This is a genomic window from Pectobacterium sp. HCp5_1 (assembly GCF_032905925.1).
Classification (GTDB): Bacteria; Pseudomonadota; Gammaproteobacteria; order Enterobacterales; family Enterobacteriaceae; genus Pectobacterium; species Pectobacterium brasiliense_A.
In genome coordinates this window covers 197383-213575 of sequence record NZ_JAUMIO010000004.1, presented here as the reverse complement: position 1 = coordinate 213575, position 16193 = coordinate 197383, and the positions used below count along the sequence as shown (strand labels likewise).

At 54.6% G+C, this 16193-nt stretch carries 15 protein-coding genes, 1 tRNA gene and 1 riboswitch; of the genes, 6 read left to right on the top strand and 10 right to left on the bottom strand.

Translation table 11 applies throughout. The annotated features are described in order from the left end of the window. Positions 1–198 precede the first annotated feature (198 nt). Entirely contained in the window at positions 199–1050 is an 852-nt protein-coding gene (locus Q3A88_RS05120; protein ID WP_110163970.1) for a C40 family peptidase, read from the top strand. Positions 1051–1266: 216 nt separating this feature from the next. Here Q3A88_RS05120 and Q3A88_RS05115 read toward each other — a convergent pair whose 3' ends face one another. Then, entirely contained in the window at positions 1267–1356 is a 90-nt protein-coding gene (locus Q3A88_RS05115; protein WP_014915740.1) for a YnhF family membrane protein, read from the bottom strand. Between the two features lie 389 nt (positions 1357–1745). On the opposite strand from Q3A88_RS05115, the gene purR reads away from it, so the two are divergent. Both purR and cfa read left to right on the top strand, forming a co-directional pair. Further along, positions 1746–2771 (top strand): HTH-type transcriptional repressor PurR, encoded by a 1026-nt coding sequence (purR, locus tag Q3A88_RS05110; RefSeq protein WP_010276588.1) that lies wholly within the window; start codon positions 1746–1748, stop codon positions 2769–2771. Positions 2772–2972: 201 nt separating this feature from the next. After that, positions 2973–4124 carry a cyclopropane fatty acyl phospholipid synthase gene (gene cfa, locus Q3A88_RS05105; RefSeq protein ID WP_317177544.1) on the top strand — a complete coding sequence of 384 codons (1152 nt, stop codon included), beginning with the start codon at positions 2973–2975 and terminating at the stop codon, positions 4122–4124. 96 nt (positions 4125–4220) lie between these two features. Here the strand turns inward: cfa and Q3A88_RS05100 are convergent, their stop codons facing one another. After that, a complete protein-coding gene (locus Q3A88_RS05100) occupies positions 4221–4856 on the bottom strand; it encodes a riboflavin synthase (RefSeq protein WP_014915742.1) in 636 nt (211 codons plus the stop codon). 248 nt (positions 4857–5104) lie between these two features. Between Q3A88_RS05100 and Q3A88_RS05095 the strand changes: the two genes are divergently transcribed. Together Q3A88_RS05095 and Q3A88_RS05090 are read left to right on the top strand one after the other, a co-directional pair. After that, on the top strand, positions 5105–6478 hold the full coding sequence (locus Q3A88_RS05095) for an MATE family efflux transporter (RefSeq protein ID WP_317177528.1): 1374 nt from the start codon (positions 5105–5107) through the stop codon (positions 6476–6478). Positions 6479–6833: 355 nt separating this feature from the next. Then, a tRNA-Val gene (locus tag Q3A88_RS05090) sits at positions 6834–6910 on the top strand. Positions 6911–7124: 214 nt separating this feature from the next. Here Q3A88_RS05090 and uca read toward each other — a convergent pair. The 8 genes from uca to Q3A88_RS05050 all read right to left on the bottom strand — a co-directional run bounded on the left by uca (position 7125) and on the right by Q3A88_RS05050 (position 15842). Further along, positions 7125–10730, bottom strand: coding sequence for an urea carboxylase (uca, locus tag Q3A88_RS05085; protein WP_317177527.1), 3606 nt, complete (start codon positions 10728–10730; stop codon positions 7125–7127). Between the two features lie 123 nt (positions 10731–10853). Beyond that, positions 10854–10991, bottom strand: a complete 138-nt coding sequence (locus Q3A88_RS05080) for a hypothetical protein (protein ID WP_014915747.1) — start codon at positions 10989–10991, stop codon at positions 10854–10856. Then, positions 10982–11617, bottom strand: a complete 636-nt coding sequence (locus Q3A88_RS05075) for an urea amidolyase associated protein UAAP2 (RefSeq protein ID WP_110163974.1) — start codon at positions 11615–11617, stop codon at positions 10982–10984. Before Q3A88_RS05075 ends, Q3A88_RS05080 begins: the two co-directional genes overlap by 10 nt. 11 nt (positions 11618–11628) lie before the next feature. Then, entirely contained in the window at positions 11629–12375 is a 747-nt protein-coding gene (locus Q3A88_RS05070) for an urea amidolyase associated protein UAAP1 (RefSeq protein WP_317177526.1), read from the bottom strand. A 13-nt stretch (positions 12376–12388) separates the two neighbouring features. Then, a complete protein-coding gene (locus tag Q3A88_RS05065; RefSeq protein ID WP_317177525.1) occupies positions 12389–13180 on the bottom strand; it encodes an ABC transporter ATP-binding protein in 792 nt (263 codons plus the stop codon). Next, entirely contained in the window at positions 13177–13992 is an 816-nt protein-coding gene (locus Q3A88_RS05060; protein ID WP_205594103.1) for an ABC transporter permease, read from the bottom strand. The genes Q3A88_RS05065 and Q3A88_RS05060 overlap by 4 nt, the downstream gene beginning before the upstream one ends. Positions 13993–14014: 22 nt before the next feature. Beyond that, positions 14015–15073, bottom strand: coding sequence for a putative urea ABC transporter substrate-binding protein (locus Q3A88_RS05055; RefSeq protein WP_110163977.1), 1059 nt, complete (start codon positions 15071–15073; stop codon positions 14015–14017). A gap of 59 nt (positions 15074–15132) precedes the next feature. Continuing rightward, a riboswitch (guanidine-I (ykkC/yxkD leader) is annotated at positions 15133–15234 on the bottom strand. Between the two features lie 194 nt (positions 15235–15428). Further along, positions 15429–15842, bottom strand: coding sequence for a MarR family winged helix-turn-helix transcriptional regulator (locus Q3A88_RS05050; RefSeq protein WP_014915753.1), 414 nt, complete (start codon positions 15840–15842; stop codon positions 15429–15431). 81 nt (positions 15843–15923) lie between these two features. On the opposite strand from Q3A88_RS05050, the gene Q3A88_RS05045 reads away from it, so the two are divergent. Then, complete coding sequence (locus tag Q3A88_RS05045; protein ID WP_010276554.1) at positions 15924–16187, top strand: DUF3861 domain-containing protein; 264 nt, start codon at positions 15924–15926, stop codon at positions 16185–16187. The last annotated feature ends 6 nt before the right edge of the window (positions 16188–16193 follow it).

Below are 16193 nucleotides of genomic sequence, written 5' to 3'. Positions count from 1 at the left end.
GTTATTTTTTCCTGAAGGTATTCATCATTGATGAAATCAACGCCAGAAAACGCTGATAAATCAATCGAAAAAATAACTATTAACGTTTTTTCACTATTCTGTATGAATAAAGCGACCATGCCCACTTTTTTATGACGCCGTTTTCAGGAATACTGTGCAGATTGAGCGAGTTAAGGATTATGTTCGGTCACTGTTATTATGCGCTTATTTATTACCCTTTTTATATTATTTTTCAGTAATCTATCCCTGAACATCGTTCAGGCTGCGCCGCATACCCCGCATTCTGCGCCAAAGAAAAGCGCCGTGGTAGAAACGAATAAGAAAAGCCGCCAAACAAAGGGTAATGCTAAGTCACCGACGCCGATCAAAAGCAAAAAACCAGAACCTACCGCCGTCAGCAATAAAACCAAATCCCGCACCCCGAGCAAAGTGACAGAAAAAAAGCTGTCACGGACGCAAAGCAGCACGCCCGCGCTCGTGAAAAAAAATCTTAAAAAGCTGAAGCCTGAAGAAGAGAAACAAACCACCGCACAAGCCAGAGTCAAAACCGGACTGAAGAAGAGCGCACTCAAGGGGAAAGCGGATAAAAATCCAGCGCCGACAGAAAAAGGAATGGCGCTAAGTGCAGCACATAAAAAACGCTATCAGCATGCCAAAACGACCGCAATGAATAAGTTGATGAGCCAGATAGGTAAGCCTTATCACTGGGGCGGTTCGTCTCCCTTTACCGGATTCGACTGTAGCGGACTGGTTTATTACGCCTACAAAGATGTCGTTAAGATCCAAATTCCACGCACCGCAAACGAAATGTATCACCTGCGTGACGCCGCTCCGATTAAAAAGAGCGAGCTGGAAAGTGGCGATCTGGTCTTCTTCCGCATCAATAATCGTGGCGCAGCCGATCACGTCGGGGTTTATCTGGGTGAAGGAAAATTTATTCAGTCGCCGCGTACAGGCTCAGATATTCGTATCAGCAAGCTGAGTGAAGATTATTGGCAGGAACACTACGTTGGCGCACGTCGCGTGGTGACACCGCAGACGATTCGTTAAGAGACAGGTTATATCTGGTATACCCTAAATAATTCGAGTTTCAGGAAGGCGGCAAGCGAAGGAATCCCGATGAACTTACTCAAGTAAGTGATTCGGGTGAGTGAACGAAGCCAACGCACATGCAACTTGAAATATGACGGGTATAAAGCGATTCAGACACGTTTTATGTAACATCAACGTGTCTGAATACCTAACCCGCCCAGAGGCACCGTTCGGTTAGTTCAGCACCGCAATAAAACTAAACGCGATGATCACAGCCAACGAGCCAACAGTTGTCAGCAAAGACATCTTCAGATCTGTATCCATGAATTACTCCTTATTAACGAACGAATTTTATCTGAAAGCTTCATCTGAAAAGACACCACCGTTCACAGCCAAACCCGTTTAGGTAGTAAAAGCCACAAATAATAGGGTTATTACGATTCTTTCATAATTGTAGCGAAAAATCTCGGACGAATGCATCACTAATAGTATAAATTAGCCCTTTCACTTTCATGATAAATCGGACACAATCCGCTGTTTATGAAAGCGCTGCGTATCAGTCGAAAAACGTCAACCCAGATCCCTTCGGTATAACATTCGGCATTCTCCTTCTGAAATCCTGTTTTTTAGCTTAGAAGAAGAACATTAAACGTAGGCAAACGATTAACAATATACTTACGTCTGTAACAGGTAAGTTCAGGAGTCATTTTTAGATGGCAACGATTAAAGATGTGGCAAAACGTGCTGGCGTTTCCACCACAACCGTATCGCACGTGATCAATAAAACACGTTTCGTCGCCGAAGAGACTAAGGCAGCCGTCAGGGCGGCAATTAAAGAATTGCACTATTCGCCCAGCGCCGTCGCCCGCAGCCTCAAAGTTAATCACACTAAATCTATCGGTTTGCTGGCCACATCCAGCGAAGCCCCCTATTTCGCCGAAATCATTGAAGCCGTTGAAAACAGCTGCTATGCCAAAGGCTACACGCTGGTGCTGTGTAATTCGCATAACGACATCGGCAAACAGCGCGCCTATCTTTCCATGCTGGCGCAAAAACGCGTCGATGGCCTGCTGGTAATGTGCGCTGAATACCCACCAGAGCTGTTGTCGATGTTGGAAGATTATCGCAGCATTCCGATGGTCGTGATGGACTGGGGACAGATGCACAGCGATTTTACCGATACGATTATCGATAACGCCTTTGAAGGCGGTTATATGGCAGGTCGCTACCTGATTGAACGCGGCCATCGGGATATCGGTGCCATCCCCGGCACTCAAGAACGCAACACCGGCAGCGGGCGCTACCTCGGCTTTTTGAAAGCATTGAAGGAAGCCGACATCACCGTACGCGACGAATGGGTAGTTCGGGGCGATTTCGAACCGGAATCCGGCTACAAAGCCATGCATCAGATCCTCGCACAGAAACAGCGTCCAACGGCCGTATTCTGCGGCGGCGATATTATGGCGATGGGGGCTATCTGTGCGGCTGACGAACTGGGTCTGCGTGTGCCGCAGGATATTTCGGTGATCGGTTATGACAACGTGCGCCACGCGCGTTTCTTTACGCCTGCGCTGACCACCATCCACCAGCCAAAGGAGCGTCTGGGTCAGTCCGCTTTCGCGATGCTGCTGGATCGCATTACCAGTAAGCGGGAAGATGCACACGTCATTGAAGTGCACCCGACGTTGATTGAACGCCGCTCGGTTGCAGACGGCCCTTACCTCGACTATCGCCGCTAGCCGCAGCCATTCTGTACAGACGATTTTCTTATTCCTACTGCTTCTCCTCTCTGCTTCAGCCAATTCTCTTGTATGCTGGTTGAAGCAGTTTTAAATTTAATACCGTGTTTCATTTTCTCTGGTGACAGCCGATACCTCGGCTGCGATAAGTGTTGTCCTGATGTGTTTTACGATACTTTTACATAAAGTTAAGGAGACATGATGGGTTTACCTTATACAGAAGAATGGGATCCTAATACCGCGCCCTGGTTCCACATCGTGCAAGACATGCTGGCCAGCGCGGATATCACCATCAACGGCACTCGCCCTTTTGACATCCGCGTGACCAACCCCAATTTCTTTAAACGCATCCTACGTGAGGGATCGCTGGGGCTGGGAGAAAGCTACATGGATGAATGGTGGGAGTGTGAACGGCTGGATATGTTTTCCCATCGCGTCCTGCGTGCGGGGTTGGATGCCAGGCTGCCCCGCCGTCTGCACGACCTGACGCGCGTCGCCCTCTCCCGCGTCACAAATTTACAATCCCGCCAACGTGCTCAGGTTGTCGGTAAAGCGCATTACGATTTAGGTAACGACCTCTTTACCCTGATGCTGGATCCCTATATGCAATACTCCTGCGCCTATTGGAAACAGGCACAGACGCTGGAACAGGCGCAGGAAGATAAACTCGCCATGATCTGCGAAAAGCTCCAGTTAACATCAGGGATGACGCTGCTGGATATCGGCTGTGGCTGGGGCGGACTGGCCGAATTCGCGGCACGCCACTACGGCGTTTCAGTGTACGGCATCACTATTTCCAGAGAACAACAGGTGCTGGCGCAGCGACGTTGTCAGGATCTGAACGTCACCATTGAACTACAGGATTACCGCGATCTCGATCGGCAATTCGATCGCGTGGTGTCAGTTGGTATGTTTGAACACGTCGGGCCACGCAACTATGACAATTATTTCCGCGTCGTGCGGCGTAATCTAAAACCCGATGGACTGTTTCTGCTACATACCATCGGGGCCAATAAGACCAATCCGCACATTGATCCCTGGATTCATAAATACATCTTCCCCAACGGCTGTATTCCCTCCATACAGCATATTGCGCAGGCAAGTGAGCCTTACATGGTGATGGAAGACTGGCATAATTTCGGTGCTGATTACGATCGTACCTTAATGGCCTGGCACGCTCGCTTTCAGCAGAACTGGCCACGACTTTCCACACGCTACACGGCCCGCTTCCGCCGGATGTTCAGCTACTATCTTAACTTTTGTGCAGGGGCTTTCAGAGCAAGGAAACTTCAGCTCTGGCAGGTCTTGTTCAGCACGGATGGGGTCGACGGTGGATTGCGCGTTGCGCGCTGACAGCATTGTGTGTTGACAGAAAGTCGTGTGCTGACTGAAAAGAGAAACCGGACGGTAGCAACGCCGTCCGGTTTACCAGAATGTGCAACGTAGGAATTACTCTTCCTTGCCGAGCTCGCTCGCCTGCTTGCTAGCTAAAACACGCTCGACCGTATCGACCACGGCCTGTGTCTGCGGGTCGATTTCGATATTAATCCGATTTCCCAGACGCTTCTGCCCCAGCGTGGTGCGGTTCAGCGTTTCTGGAATTAAATGCACGCAGAAACGTCCACGGGTCACTTCTCCTACCGTTAGGCTGATGCCATCAATCCCAACGAAGCCTTTATGCAGCACGTATTTCATCAGCGCTTCATCTGCCAGACGGAACCAAATTTGATGGTTATTCTCTGAAACCTGAATCTTAACCACTTCCGCCGTACACATGATGTGGCCCGACATGACGTGCCCACCGATCTCATCACCGAATTTCGCGGCTCGCTCAATATTCACGACATCACCTTCGTGAATATCGCCCAGATTCGTTAACCGCAGCGTTTCCTTCATGAGATCAAAACTGACACGATCGCCGTCAATGGCGGTTACCGTCAGGCAGCAACCATTGTGCGCCACCGAAGCGCCGGGCACGAGTCCTGGCAACAGGTCGGGCGGGAGTTGGACAACGTGCGTGCGAAAGTTGGATTTTTCTTCAATCGACACCACCGGCGCGGTGCCCTGAACAATACCGGTAAACATGCGGTTTGCCTCTTAAAAACAAAGAAATGACGTTGTGCAGTGTGCCCGATATTCCGCGGAAAACCAAACCGGAATACGGTACGTCAGACGTTATCGAAACCGCAGCGTAACAAAAAGAATATATTCTCTTTCAAGCTGGTTTACTTTTATTAAGTCGTTACAATAACGTTCTCGTTTTATTCTTGACGTTTTTCATATCCAGATTATTCATCCCGCTAGCAAAATTAAGTCATTCAAGGAAGGTATCCGTGCAACAGTATCTGACAGAAGCGCGTAAATTATCGGCGCTTGCTGTTCCTGTCATTATTGCGCAAGTGTCCCAAACGTCGATGGGTGTGGTTGACACCGTCATGGCCGGTGCTTATAGCGCCACCGATATGGCCGCCGTCGCCGTGGGAACCTCTATCTGGCTACCCGCCATTCTTTTTGGCCATGGCCTGCTGTTGGCGCTGACGCCCGTTGTCGCACAGCTCAACGGTTCCGGCCGACGCGATCGCATCTCTTATCAGGTGCGACAGTCCTTCTTCCTCGCCGCCATCATTTCGGTGCTTACAATGCTGGTGCTGTATCAGGGGGAATACGCCATTAACCTGATGAGCGACAGTTCGCCAGAGTTGGCTGCGAAAGCCATCGGCTATCTGCATGCGCTGCTGTGGGGCGTTCCCGGCTATCTGTTCTATCAGGTTTTACGCTGCCAGTGTGAAGGACTATCCAAAACCTACCCCGGCATGATGATTGGATTCATCGGGCTGTTAATCAACATCCCGATCAACTACATCTTTATCCACGGTAAATTTGGCATGCCCGAACTGGGCGGCGTTGGCTGCGGCGTGGCTACCGCCTCGGTTTACTGGATCATGATGCTATTGATGATGCTTTATACCCGACGCGCTTCCTGGCTACGCGATATCCGCCTGCACCGTCCCGCATTCCGCCCAGACATTGCCGTGCTGAAGCGCCTCTTTGGCCTCGGTTTACCTATCGCGCTGGCATTACTTTTTGAAGTGACACTGTTTGCCGTGGTGGCGCTGTTGGTGTTGCCGCTGGGTGTCGTCGACGTGGCGGGTCACCAGATTGCCCTGAACTTCAGCTCGCTGATGTTCGTTCTTCCGCTCTCGGTGGGGGTCGCCACGACCATTCGCGTCGGGCATCGCTTAGGGGAAGGTTCGGTTGAGAACGCCCGCATTGCCGCGCACACCGGTATCATGGCCGGCGTGGCGTTGGCCAGCTGTACGGCCATTTTCACCACACTGCTGCGTGAGCCTATCGCCCTGCTCTACAATCAGGATCCGCTGGTTGTGGCAATGGCTTCTCAGCTCATGCTGTTGGCTGCCGTTTATCAAATTTCCGACGCCGTTCAGGCGATCGGCAGTGGTGTTCTGCGCGGTTATAAAGATACCCGGTCAATTTTCTATATTACGTTCACGGCGTACTGGGTCTTGGGCCTACCGAGCGGCTATCTGCTGGCGTTGACGGATATTATCGTGCCGCGCATGGGGCCTGCGGGCTTCTGGTGTGGTTTCATCATTGGTCTGACGGCTGCGGCAGTGATGATGGTCACGCGAATTCGTTTTCTCCAGCGCCAACCCGCCGCACGGATTTTAGCGCGCGCCGCCCGCTAGATAACGTTTCATCCAGTTTTATACCCTAAATAATTCGAGTTGCGTGACAAAACGTTAGCGTTTTGAACAACGCAAAGCGTTGGCCCTTTAGGGCAAGGCCCATTTATGAGCCTTGTAACGCGGCAATCGAGCGAATCCCCAGGAGCTTACACAAGTAAGTGACTGGGGTGAGTAAGGGCAGCCAACGCACAAGCAGCTTGAAGAATGACGGGTATCGTCGAAAAAAACGACGGAATGGATACAACCCCAGCAATCGCACTGGCAAGAGCACAAAATTGCATTTTTCCTCTTGCCAGTTTTCCCCTCGCTCGCTACTATTCGCCTCGCTGTCAGACAGGCAGTTCGGTATCTCAATGCGTTCATAGCTCAGTTGGTTAGAGCACCACCTTGACATGGTGGGGGTCGTTGGTTCGAGTCCAATTGAACGCACCATTCCTTGTTTTTTCCTTTGATTCCGCCCTTTTTTTATTGTCTCTTATATTCGATTAGTGTTGCTATTATCAGGATAGCTACCCTCTATATCTACTCATTAACACAGCGTATGTATTAACAGGCCAGAAGCCATTTATGCCCCCCAGCCTGCGTTTTCAGAATTGCTGATTACCTAATTAGACTATTTGTGAATGAATACGACAGAGCGCCGCCGTTATTCCGCTTGTGATTCGATCACCACCACGCACTGCCCCGCGCGAACGGATGCGCCGGGCTGACAGCGGATCTCCCGCACCATGCCACGCTGCGGCGACACAATCGGGATTTCCATTTTCATGGACTCGAGAATCATCAGCGTTTCCCCCTCGGCTACCATTTTGCCGATCTCCGTCGTCACCTGCCAGAGATTACCGGAAATCGGGCTTTCTACGCCGACCTGTCCCGGCAGAATCGGTGCTTCACTCGCCTCTTCAATCACCACGTCCACGCTATCCGTCACCGATTGACCGGCAATACACCAGCGCTCGCGCTCTGCCTCAAACGCAGCCCGCTGACGCACGCGGAATGTTTCGATCGCTTCCGCTTCCCGCGACAGAAAATCCTGATAGGCGTTTAGCGCCAGTTCGCTTTGCTCGATCCGTAGCGGGTAGCGCCCTAGCGGGAAATCCCGTCGGATCGATAACAACTCATCGGCAGACACCGGATAAAAGCGAATTTGATCAAAGAAACGCAGCAGCCACGGTTTACCGTCAAATGCGCCAACGCCGCGATAGCGATCCCACATTTGCAACGTGCGTCCGACAAACTGGTAGCCGCCCGGCCCTTCCATGCCGTACACGCACAGGTACGCGCCGCCGATACCCACCGAGTTTTCCGCCGTCCAGGTACGCGCCGGGTTATATTTGGTGGTGACCAAACGGTGGCGCGGATCCAGCGGCGTTGCCACCGGTGCGCCGAGGTAAACATCGCCCAGCCCCATCACCAGATAACTGGCGTCAAAGACCGTTCGGTAAACCTCATCAAGATTATCCAATTCGTTAATACGGCGGATAAATTCAAGGTTGCTTGGGCACCAGGGCGCATCGCTGCGTACCGTGGTCATGTATTTTTGGATCGCCAACTGGCAGGCGGGATCGTCCCAGGACAGCGGCAGATAAACCACCCGTGACGGCACAGTCAGATTCTGCTGGGTGCAAACGTCCTGCCATAGCGTAGAAAGCACATCCAACAGGTGCTGTAACGACAGCATTTCGGGGCGATAGTGCACCTGCAACGAGCGAATCCCCGGCGTCACGTCAATGATGCCATCGAGCGTCTGTTGCTCCAGCGCCAGCATCAGCGCATGGACGCGAAAACGCAGCGCGACATCCAGTTCCGCCGCCCCCACTTCCAGCAGCAAATGAGTATCGCCGGACAGCCGTGCAACCAGCCGTTTATCCTCCTCACCGGTATCCAACACCACCGGAGAAATAAGCGCAGCAGGCGACCACTCGACAGCGCTCGGGGCAAGCTGTTCCACCTCCGCATGGCGTGCCTGAGCCAATGCGCGCGCCGTCGGGAGATCGACAGGAATAAAGCGCACACGGTCGCCCGCATTAAGCTGCCCTAGCGCCCACAGGTCGGCTTCGATTATCGTCACCGGACAGACGAATCCGCCCAGACTCGGGCCATCCGGCCCCAGAATAACCGGCATATCACCCGTGAAATCCACCGCGCCGATGGCATACGGGTTATCGTGAATATTCGAAGGATGCAGTCCGGCCTCTCCGCCGCTGTCGCGCACCCACTCCGGTTTTGGCCCAATCAGACGGACGCCCGTGCGGCTGGAGTTAAAGTGCACTTCCCATTCGGTGGTGAGAAACGTGTCCATATAGGCAGGCGTGAAATAGTCTGGTGCTGCATGTGGGCCATAAATCACGCGCAGTTCACGTACGGTAGACAACGTGGTGCGCAACGCATCCGGCAGGCTGTCTCCAATACGTCGGTCAGCCAGCGGTGCAAGGTGCAAGACGTCACCCGCCCGCAGCGCCCTGCCCGCATGACCGCCAAATTGCCCCAGCGTGAAGGTACTTTTACTGCCGAGATAGTCCGGCACATCAATACCGCCACGCAGGCAAAGATAGCTGCGAACCCCTTGCGCACTCGCCGCACCTAAACGCAGCGTGCCACCCGCCGGTATCGCAAATACGCGATCCATCGGCACAGGTTGACCGTCCAGCTCGATAGCGATAGTCGCACCAGTGACTGCGGCCACAGCGTCCGTATTAAAACGCAATATCGGCCCGTTCATCGTGACTTCCAGCGCCGCCATTCCCGCCGGATTCCCCACCAGACGGTTGCCTAAACGCAGCGCGCGATCGTCCATCGGCCCCGATGGCGGCACGCCGACCGCCCAGTAGCCGAGACGTCCGGGATAATCCTGTACGGTGGTCTGCGTACCGGCGCTTACCACTTCGCAGGTTGTCGCCTGGTAGACCAACGCATCCAGACAGCGCGTCCACGGCTGACCGCTGGCAAACGGATCTGCCGCTAAAATCTGGCGCAGATAGTCACGGTTGTGCTCCACACCGTAGAGTCGCGTGTCCGCCAGCGCCCGATCCAGCCCCGCCATCGCCTGTTCGCGGGTGGACGCACAGGCGATGATCTTAGCCAGCATCGGGTCGAAAAATGGGGGAATCTCGCACCCGGCCGTCACCCAGGTATCGATACGCAGGCTCTGTCCTTCTGCGGCGGGGAACGCAACTTCCGTCAGTAATCCCGGCGACGGCTGGAACTGTTTGCCCGGATCTTCCGCGTACAGACGTGCCTGAATCGCATGCCCCTGCGGCTTCAATCCGGCAGACAGCTCGCGCAGCGGTGGTAAATCCCCCGCAGCCAATTCGATCATCCAGCGCACCAGATCCACGCCCCAGACCTGTTCCGTTACGCCATGTTCCACCTGTAGGCGCGTATTGACTTCAAGAAAGTAAAAACGGTCCGTCGCGCTGTCATAAACGAATTCCACCGTTCCGGCACTGCGATAATTTACCGCCTGTGCCAGACTGATCGCCGCCGCACACAGCGCATCGGCGACCCCGTCCGGCAGGTTGGGCGCGGGTGTTTCTTCAATCACTTTCTGGTTACGACGCTGCACCGAGCAGTCCCGAACACCCAGCGCCAGCACGTCGCCCTGCCCATCGCCAAAAATCTGCACCTCCAGATGTCGGGCGCGTTCGATATATTTTTCGATGAATACGCCCGCATCGCTGAAGTTGTTCTGCCCCAGACGCTTTACTGTTTCAAACGCGTCGGACAGTTCCGTGGCGCTATAGCAGACGCGCATCCCGATCCCACCGCCTCCGGCCGTGCTTTTAAGCATGACCGGATAGCCGATTGCCGCCGCCGCACCGAGGGCCGCATCAATATTTTCCAGCAGCTCGGTGCCTTCCAGCAGCGGTACGTTGTGCTGCTTCGCCAGCGCGCGCGCGGTATGCTTTAAACCAAATACCCGTAACTGCTGCGGCGTCGGCCCGACAAAGGCAATTTGCGCCGCTTCGCAGGCTTCGGCAAACGCCGCATTCTCAGACAGAAAACCATAGCCGGGATGAATGGCCTGCGCGCCGCTGCGCTGCGCCGCAGAGAGAATTTTGTCTACATCCAGATAGGTGTGCGCCGCCGCGCCCTCGCCCAGGCTAATGGCTTCATCGGCATCCTGAATATGCAGGCTACTGATATCGGCATCAGAATAGACCGCGACGCCACGGACGTTCATCTCACGTAGCGAACGCAGAATACGGCACGCAATCGCGCCACGGTTGGCAATCAGAAGTTTGTCGAACATACGCTAGACTCATGCAAGGGCGGGTCGTCCCGCCAAAATGCGATCCGCATGATGGTCGTCCATCGCGGTAACGGTCAGGTGCTGCTGAAACAGATAATGCTGAAACGGGCTATCGCGCCGGAATCATAGGGTTTTATCCGACTGGGCACGATGCGGCGGCAGGTAATAGCGATTCGCCCTTGCCTCCAGCGCGCTCACCAGCCACGCTTTCACCCGCTGCCAGCGCGTGCGTTTTTCACTATCCAGCGGCATCAGTTCCATATCAGCACCTCCGCTGGCGTTGGATTCCAGCCGTTGCACGGGTTATTCAACTGCGGACAGTTGGAAATCAGCACGATGACGTCCGTTTCGGCGCGCAGTTCCACGTATTTACCCGGTGCGGAAATGCCGTCTTCAAAGGTCAGTCCGCCTTCTGCCGTCACCGGCACGTTCATGAAGAAGTTGATGTTCGCGCCGATGTCCTTTTTATTCAGGCGGCCATCGTGCAGACAGGCGCAGAGAAAGTTATCGCGACAGCTATGCATGTAGCGTCGATCAAGCGCATAACGCACGGTATTGCTCTCCTGCGCACAGGCGCCTCCTAGCGTGTCATGGCGGCCGCAGGTATCGGCGACAATCGTCAGCAGCGGGTTACCAAGGTTGGAATACAGCACGCTGCCCGTCGTCAGATAGACGCTATTTTGGCGACGCAGCGTGCGTTGCGGATCGTAGCGCTCGCGCGGATCAGCAACACGATAGAACAGCGTATCCACCGCCTGATTGCCTTCCAGATCCAGCAGCCGCAGCGTCTGCCCCTGCTTGACCTCAAACAGATAGGGTTCTCCGGCAGGGATCACATGGCGGAATACCGCGTCCTCGGCCATTTTATTGCTGGCAATTAACGTCATATCCGGCCTCCTTACAGGCAAAAGCGTTCGGTATTGTGAAACGCGCGTGCATTTTCCTCACGGAACGCACGGCAGTACGCAGCGACATCCTCGCCTTCCGCCCGGCTCCAGGTGAGCGCAATCGGGCGCGGTGCATACGCTGGGTTAGGATCCATCGGGTGTTGCAAGGCGGTCAGCACCACCAGCGTATCCATCGGCGCATACAGCTCGATGTAGTCTCCCGCCTGAGAATGATTGGCGTGAAAGTGAAACTGACCTTGCGCATCCACGGTGACCTTGCTGAACAGGTTGATCGTCATCAGCAGATCTTGCAGATTGAGGTTCCATTTCCCCATTTCGACCAGCAGGTTATCCATACCGTTACGGAAAAATCCGTTGCGTCGTTCCTGATAACGCCCCTGCCCGTATTTCTCCTGCACTTCCTGCGCATTGAGCACGCCACCGAAGCTGTCGTGCCAACCGCACGTATCAGCAATGATTGCTGCCAGCACCCGTCCCATATCAGAATAGAGGCAGTGTCCGACCGTCAGCCTGGCGGTATGTTGCCCTTTCAGGGTATCCGGCAGGTTCAGGCGTTCGCTGGTCTGGTGGGCGTTGAACAGCAGCAGGCCCACATTGCCGCCGCCTTCCACATCTTCGATACGCAGAATCTGTCCACGCTTGAGGATGAAAGAGGTATGTCCTCCGCCCGGCACGATTTCTTCATCAAACGTCGTTCGGCCTGTCGATGTGTTTGTCGATGTCTGTATCGCTGTCATAACCGAAAGTTCCTTAAATAGGGGATGTCGCCACGCTGACTACAGGAGGCACCAGCGTAAGCGCACGCTGGCGTGTGGCAAGACGCTCCTGATTAAGCGGGATGTCATAGGTAATGCGTGCGCCATAGGCTTCCGGCGCATGCGGGTCGATGCGCACTTTGTCGAACACCAGCAAGCGCGTGCCAAGGTGGAAACCTTCCGGCAAATCGTGGGTGACCATAAAGACCGTTAAGCGGGTTTCCTGCCACAGCTCCAGCAGCAGCGTGTGCATATCGCCGCGAATACCCGGATCCAGCGCCCCGAACGGTTCATCGAGCAGCAGGATGCGCGGCTGGACAATAAACGCCTGAGCAATGGCAAGCCGCTGCTGCATGCCGCCGGAAAGCTGGTTAGGGTATTTGTGCATGGCGTGTCCCAGCCCGACGCGCTCCAGCATCCGCGCGGCATCGTCTCGCGCCGCCTGTTTGCGCTGCCCAAACAGCCTGCCAAGCCAAGGGGAACGCGGTATCTCCAGCCCAATCACCACGTTTTCCAGCACGGTTAAATGTGGGAAAACCGAATAGCGTTGAAACACCACGCCGCGGCTGGCATCCGGTTCAGCGGGCAGCCGCTTCCCTTCGAGCCGTACTTCGCCACGGCTAGGCGTTTCCTGCCCCAGCAGCAGACGCAGAAAGGTGGATTTACCGCAGCCGGATGCCCCGACCATCGTGCAGAACTCCCCTTCCTCAACGTTCAGGTTGAGCCGTTCCAGCACAACGTGGTCGCCGTATTCCTGCCAGATGTTATCGATCTCAATAAAACTCATGCTTTGCCTTCCTCTGACCACGGGAACACGCGGCGATGCAGCCAGCGCAGCGCCATATCCATGAGCCATGCCAGCAGCGTGATCCACACGACGTAAGGCAGAATCACATCCATCGCCAGATAGCGGCGTACCAGAAAGATGCGGTAACCGAGCCCTGCCGTTGCCGAAATCGCTTCGGCAGAAATCAGGAATAGCCACGCCGCGCCCAGCAGCAGCCGTAGTGAAATCAGCAGTCGCGACAGCAGCTGTGGCAGGATGACGCGCAGCACCACAACCCAGCTGTTCGCTCCCAATGTCTGGGCTTTAATCAGCATTTCCTGCGGTATGCTACGGGCGCGCTGTTCGAGATCGCGCGCCAGCATCGGCGTAACGCCAATCACGATCAGCATCACTTTCGAGAGTTCATCCAGCCCAAAGACGATGAAGAGAATGGGCAAAATCGCCAGCGGCGGGATCATCGACAGCACGGTCATCAGCGGCGAGAGCGACGCGCGAAACAGCGGAAAAGCCCCAGCCGCAATCCCGAACAGCAGGCTCAACAGGCTGGCGATCCCCAGCCCCAGCGCGAGACGCACCAGACTGGCCTGCGTATCCAGCCAGAAGAGGTAATCACCGCTGCGTTTATCCTCGGTGAATGCCATGCGCTGAATCGCCTCGGCCATTTGCCCAAGACTCGGCAAGAGTTTGTCATTGGGGTTAGCCTCCAGCCGCAGCGCCGACCCGATGAGGTACAGCACCAGCAGCACGACAAACGGCAGCAGGACCAGCAACAGCCGTCCGCCCCGACTGGGGTAGCGATTGATCAAGCGCACGATAGTCTCTCCAGTTTGCGGGTCAGAGTTTATTCTCTGCGGCCAGACGCACGAAGGTGTCGTCAAAGCGCAGTTTCACATTGGCGCTGTCACCCTGTGTTACCTGTCCGGGGAACGTCATACCGATAAAATCCGCGCTCTGTGCGCCAGTGCCGAGCAGCCCTTTATCGAAGGAGAAATCAGCCACTCGCTTCATGGTGTTAGGGAGATCCGGGCTGGTCAGAAACGCCAGATTGTCCTGCGCGGAATAAAACAGGTGGGTGGTTTTTAACTGCGCCTGATAGCCGGCTAAATCGGTACCGGAAGCAGCCGCCATGGACTCCAGCGCCGGTTTGTCGCCCGCTTTCATCAGCGCCATCATTTCAAACCAGGCACCGGCCAGCGCTTTGCCCAACGCTGGGTTGTCTTGTAGCGTTTGCGTGTTCACGACCATCATGTCGATCAATTCGCCGGGAATCTGACCGGACTGGAAGACTTCCGTGGTGTCCGGCTGACTTTTGATGGCAGAGAGCTGGGGGTTCCAGGCGACGGCAGCCTGCACGCTGCGGGTGGAAAAGGCGGCGACAATATCGGCATCCGACGTGTTAACAACGGTGACATCCCGCTCCCGCAATCCGGCCGTCTCCAGACCGCGCACCAGCAGGTAATGGGAGACGGAGAGTTCAGGCAGGTTAACCTTCATCCCGCGCAAGTCGCTCAGCGTTTTCCCTTTGCCTTTGAGCACGATGCCATCGTTGCCTGCGGAGAAACTGCCGAGCAGCAGCGCCGTGGTATCCACACCGCCCGCCGCCGGAATAGTCAGCGCATCCATGTTGGTCATCGTGCAGCCGTCAAACTGTCCGGCGGTATATTGGTTGATCGACTCGACGTAGTCGTTGAGCTGTGTGACCTTAATCTTGATGCCGTACTTGTCGGCCCATTTATCGATGATGCCCTGCGTGCCGATGAACCCCCACGGCATCCATCCGGCATAGATCGTCCAGCACACGTTGAATTGCGTTTTAGGCGCAGCCTGAGAAGGGAAGCTCAGCAGCGCTGAGAGACTGAGGACGCAAACGCCCAGTAAACGAGATAGGTTCATGCCAGACCTCCGGTTGAGTAGGAAAAAAGCGGGAACAGCGCGACACCATGGGTGTTGCTGTCTCCCGGGCTTTTGTCCCGCCGTGTAACCTCAACTGGAGGTCGCCAGCTCTCGGACCAGACATCCATAGGATATGGATCGGAACCCTAGCCAGCTATTCAGGTTGTTCAGCGCCATGCGTGGTGCTGTCCCGAATAGAGAAAAGCAAAAGGCGTGCCAGCACAGAAAGTGCCAGTCCGGCTGTCGTTTATAGGGAAAATTATGCGGGGAAGCACGCCGCTATCGCGCTATCGCGGTGCAGTAGCACAGCGAGTACGCCTCACGGCAGTGCAGCGGGAGTTGGCGGAAGCGGGGCTTAGTGTGCAGAACGGCTGGCCGCTATTTTTTCCAGCAGCGCACTAAACGTGGCTTGTTCTTCAGGGGATAGCGCCTGAAGCATCTGCGCCTCAATCTGCTTTTCCTGATGCAGAAAAACCTGCGTAAACGCGACGCCTTTATCGGACAAACTGAGCCACACGCTGCGGCCGTCATCCGGATTATCGATCTTGCGGACATAATCGCGTTTGACCAGCTCCGCGACCATGCGGGTGATCTGCGCCTTATCCCGACAGACCCTTTTCGCTAGCGACTGGGGGGTAATGCGCCCTTCCATCGCGATGATCTTACATAACCGGACGTGCACCACATCCAGACTAATGTCGTGCGCTTTCATCTGTTCCTGCATCTGCGCCTTATAGCTTTCCAGTAAGGCAAAAAGAGCTTTCATCATGCTTTATTGACTCAGTCAATCAATGATCATATAGTTGATTTTATCAACTATCCATCACGAGTTCAATTTACCGAGGCCACAATGGGAAACGTCTATCAGATTACGGTGGAAGAAAAAGCCGAGCAGCAGCGCACGCTGTCGTTTGAATGCTCAATCCACGATGATTTGTTCAAGATTCTGGAAAAAGTCGATGGCAAGATGGACATGACGCCGGAACAGACTCAGGCCTTTATTGTGGGTTTGAAACTATTTAGTGAAGTGATGATGCAGAATAGAAAGCACCCACTGTTTAAGGAATTCGCCGCCCCGTTCAGAGAATTCATGCTTAATCTCAAGAAGCAGTGATAGAGA

Excerpts from the sequence above, each read along its gene's own strand:
- Q3A88_RS05120 (WP_110163970.1), top strand. The coding sequence starts at position 199 with ATGCGCTTATTTATTACCCTTTTTATATTATTTTTCAGTAATCTATCC.
- Q3A88_RS05115 (WP_014915740.1), bottom strand. The coding sequence starts at position 1,356 with ATGGATACAGATCTGAAGATGTCTTTGCTGACAACTGTTGGCTCGTTG.
- purR (WP_010276588.1), top strand. The coding sequence starts at position 1,746 with ATGGCAACGATTAAAGATGTGGCAAAACGTGCTGGCGTTTCCACCACA.
- cfa (WP_317177544.1), top strand. The coding sequence starts at position 2,973 with ATGGGTTTACCTTATACAGAAGAATGGGATCCTAATACCGCGCCCTGG.
- Q3A88_RS05100 (WP_014915742.1), bottom strand. The coding sequence starts at position 4,856 with ATGTTTACCGGTATTGTTCAGGGCACCGCGCCGGTGGTGTCGATTGAA.
- uca (WP_317177527.1), bottom strand. The coding sequence starts at position 10,730 with ATGTTCGACAAACTTCTGATTGCCAACCGTGGCGCGATTGCGTGCCGT.
- Q3A88_RS05080 (WP_014915747.1), bottom strand. The coding sequence starts at position 10,991 with ATGGAACTGATGCCGCTGGATAGTGAAAAACGCACGCGCTGGCAGCGG.
- Q3A88_RS05075 (WP_110163974.1), bottom strand. The coding sequence starts at position 11,617 with ATGACGTTAATTGCCAGCAATAAAATGGCCGAGGACGCGGTATTCCGC.
- Q3A88_RS05070 (WP_317177526.1), bottom strand. The coding sequence starts at position 12,375 with ATGACAGCGATACAGACATCGACAAACACATCGACAGGCCGAACGACG.
- Q3A88_RS05065 (WP_317177525.1), bottom strand. The coding sequence starts at position 13,180 with ATGAGTTTTATTGAGATCGATAACATCTGGCAGGAATACGGCGACCAC.
- Q3A88_RS05055 (WP_110163977.1), bottom strand. The coding sequence starts at position 15,073 with ATGAACCTATCTCGTTTACTGGGCGTTTGCGTCCTCAGTCTCTCAGCG.
- Q3A88_RS05050 (WP_014915753.1), bottom strand. The coding sequence starts at position 15,842 with ATGATGAAAGCTCTTTTTGCCTTACTGGAAAGCTATAAGGCGCAGATG.
- Q3A88_RS05045 (WP_010276554.1), top strand. The coding sequence starts at position 15,924 with ATGGGAAACGTCTATCAGATTACGGTGGAAGAAAAAGCCGAGCAGCAG.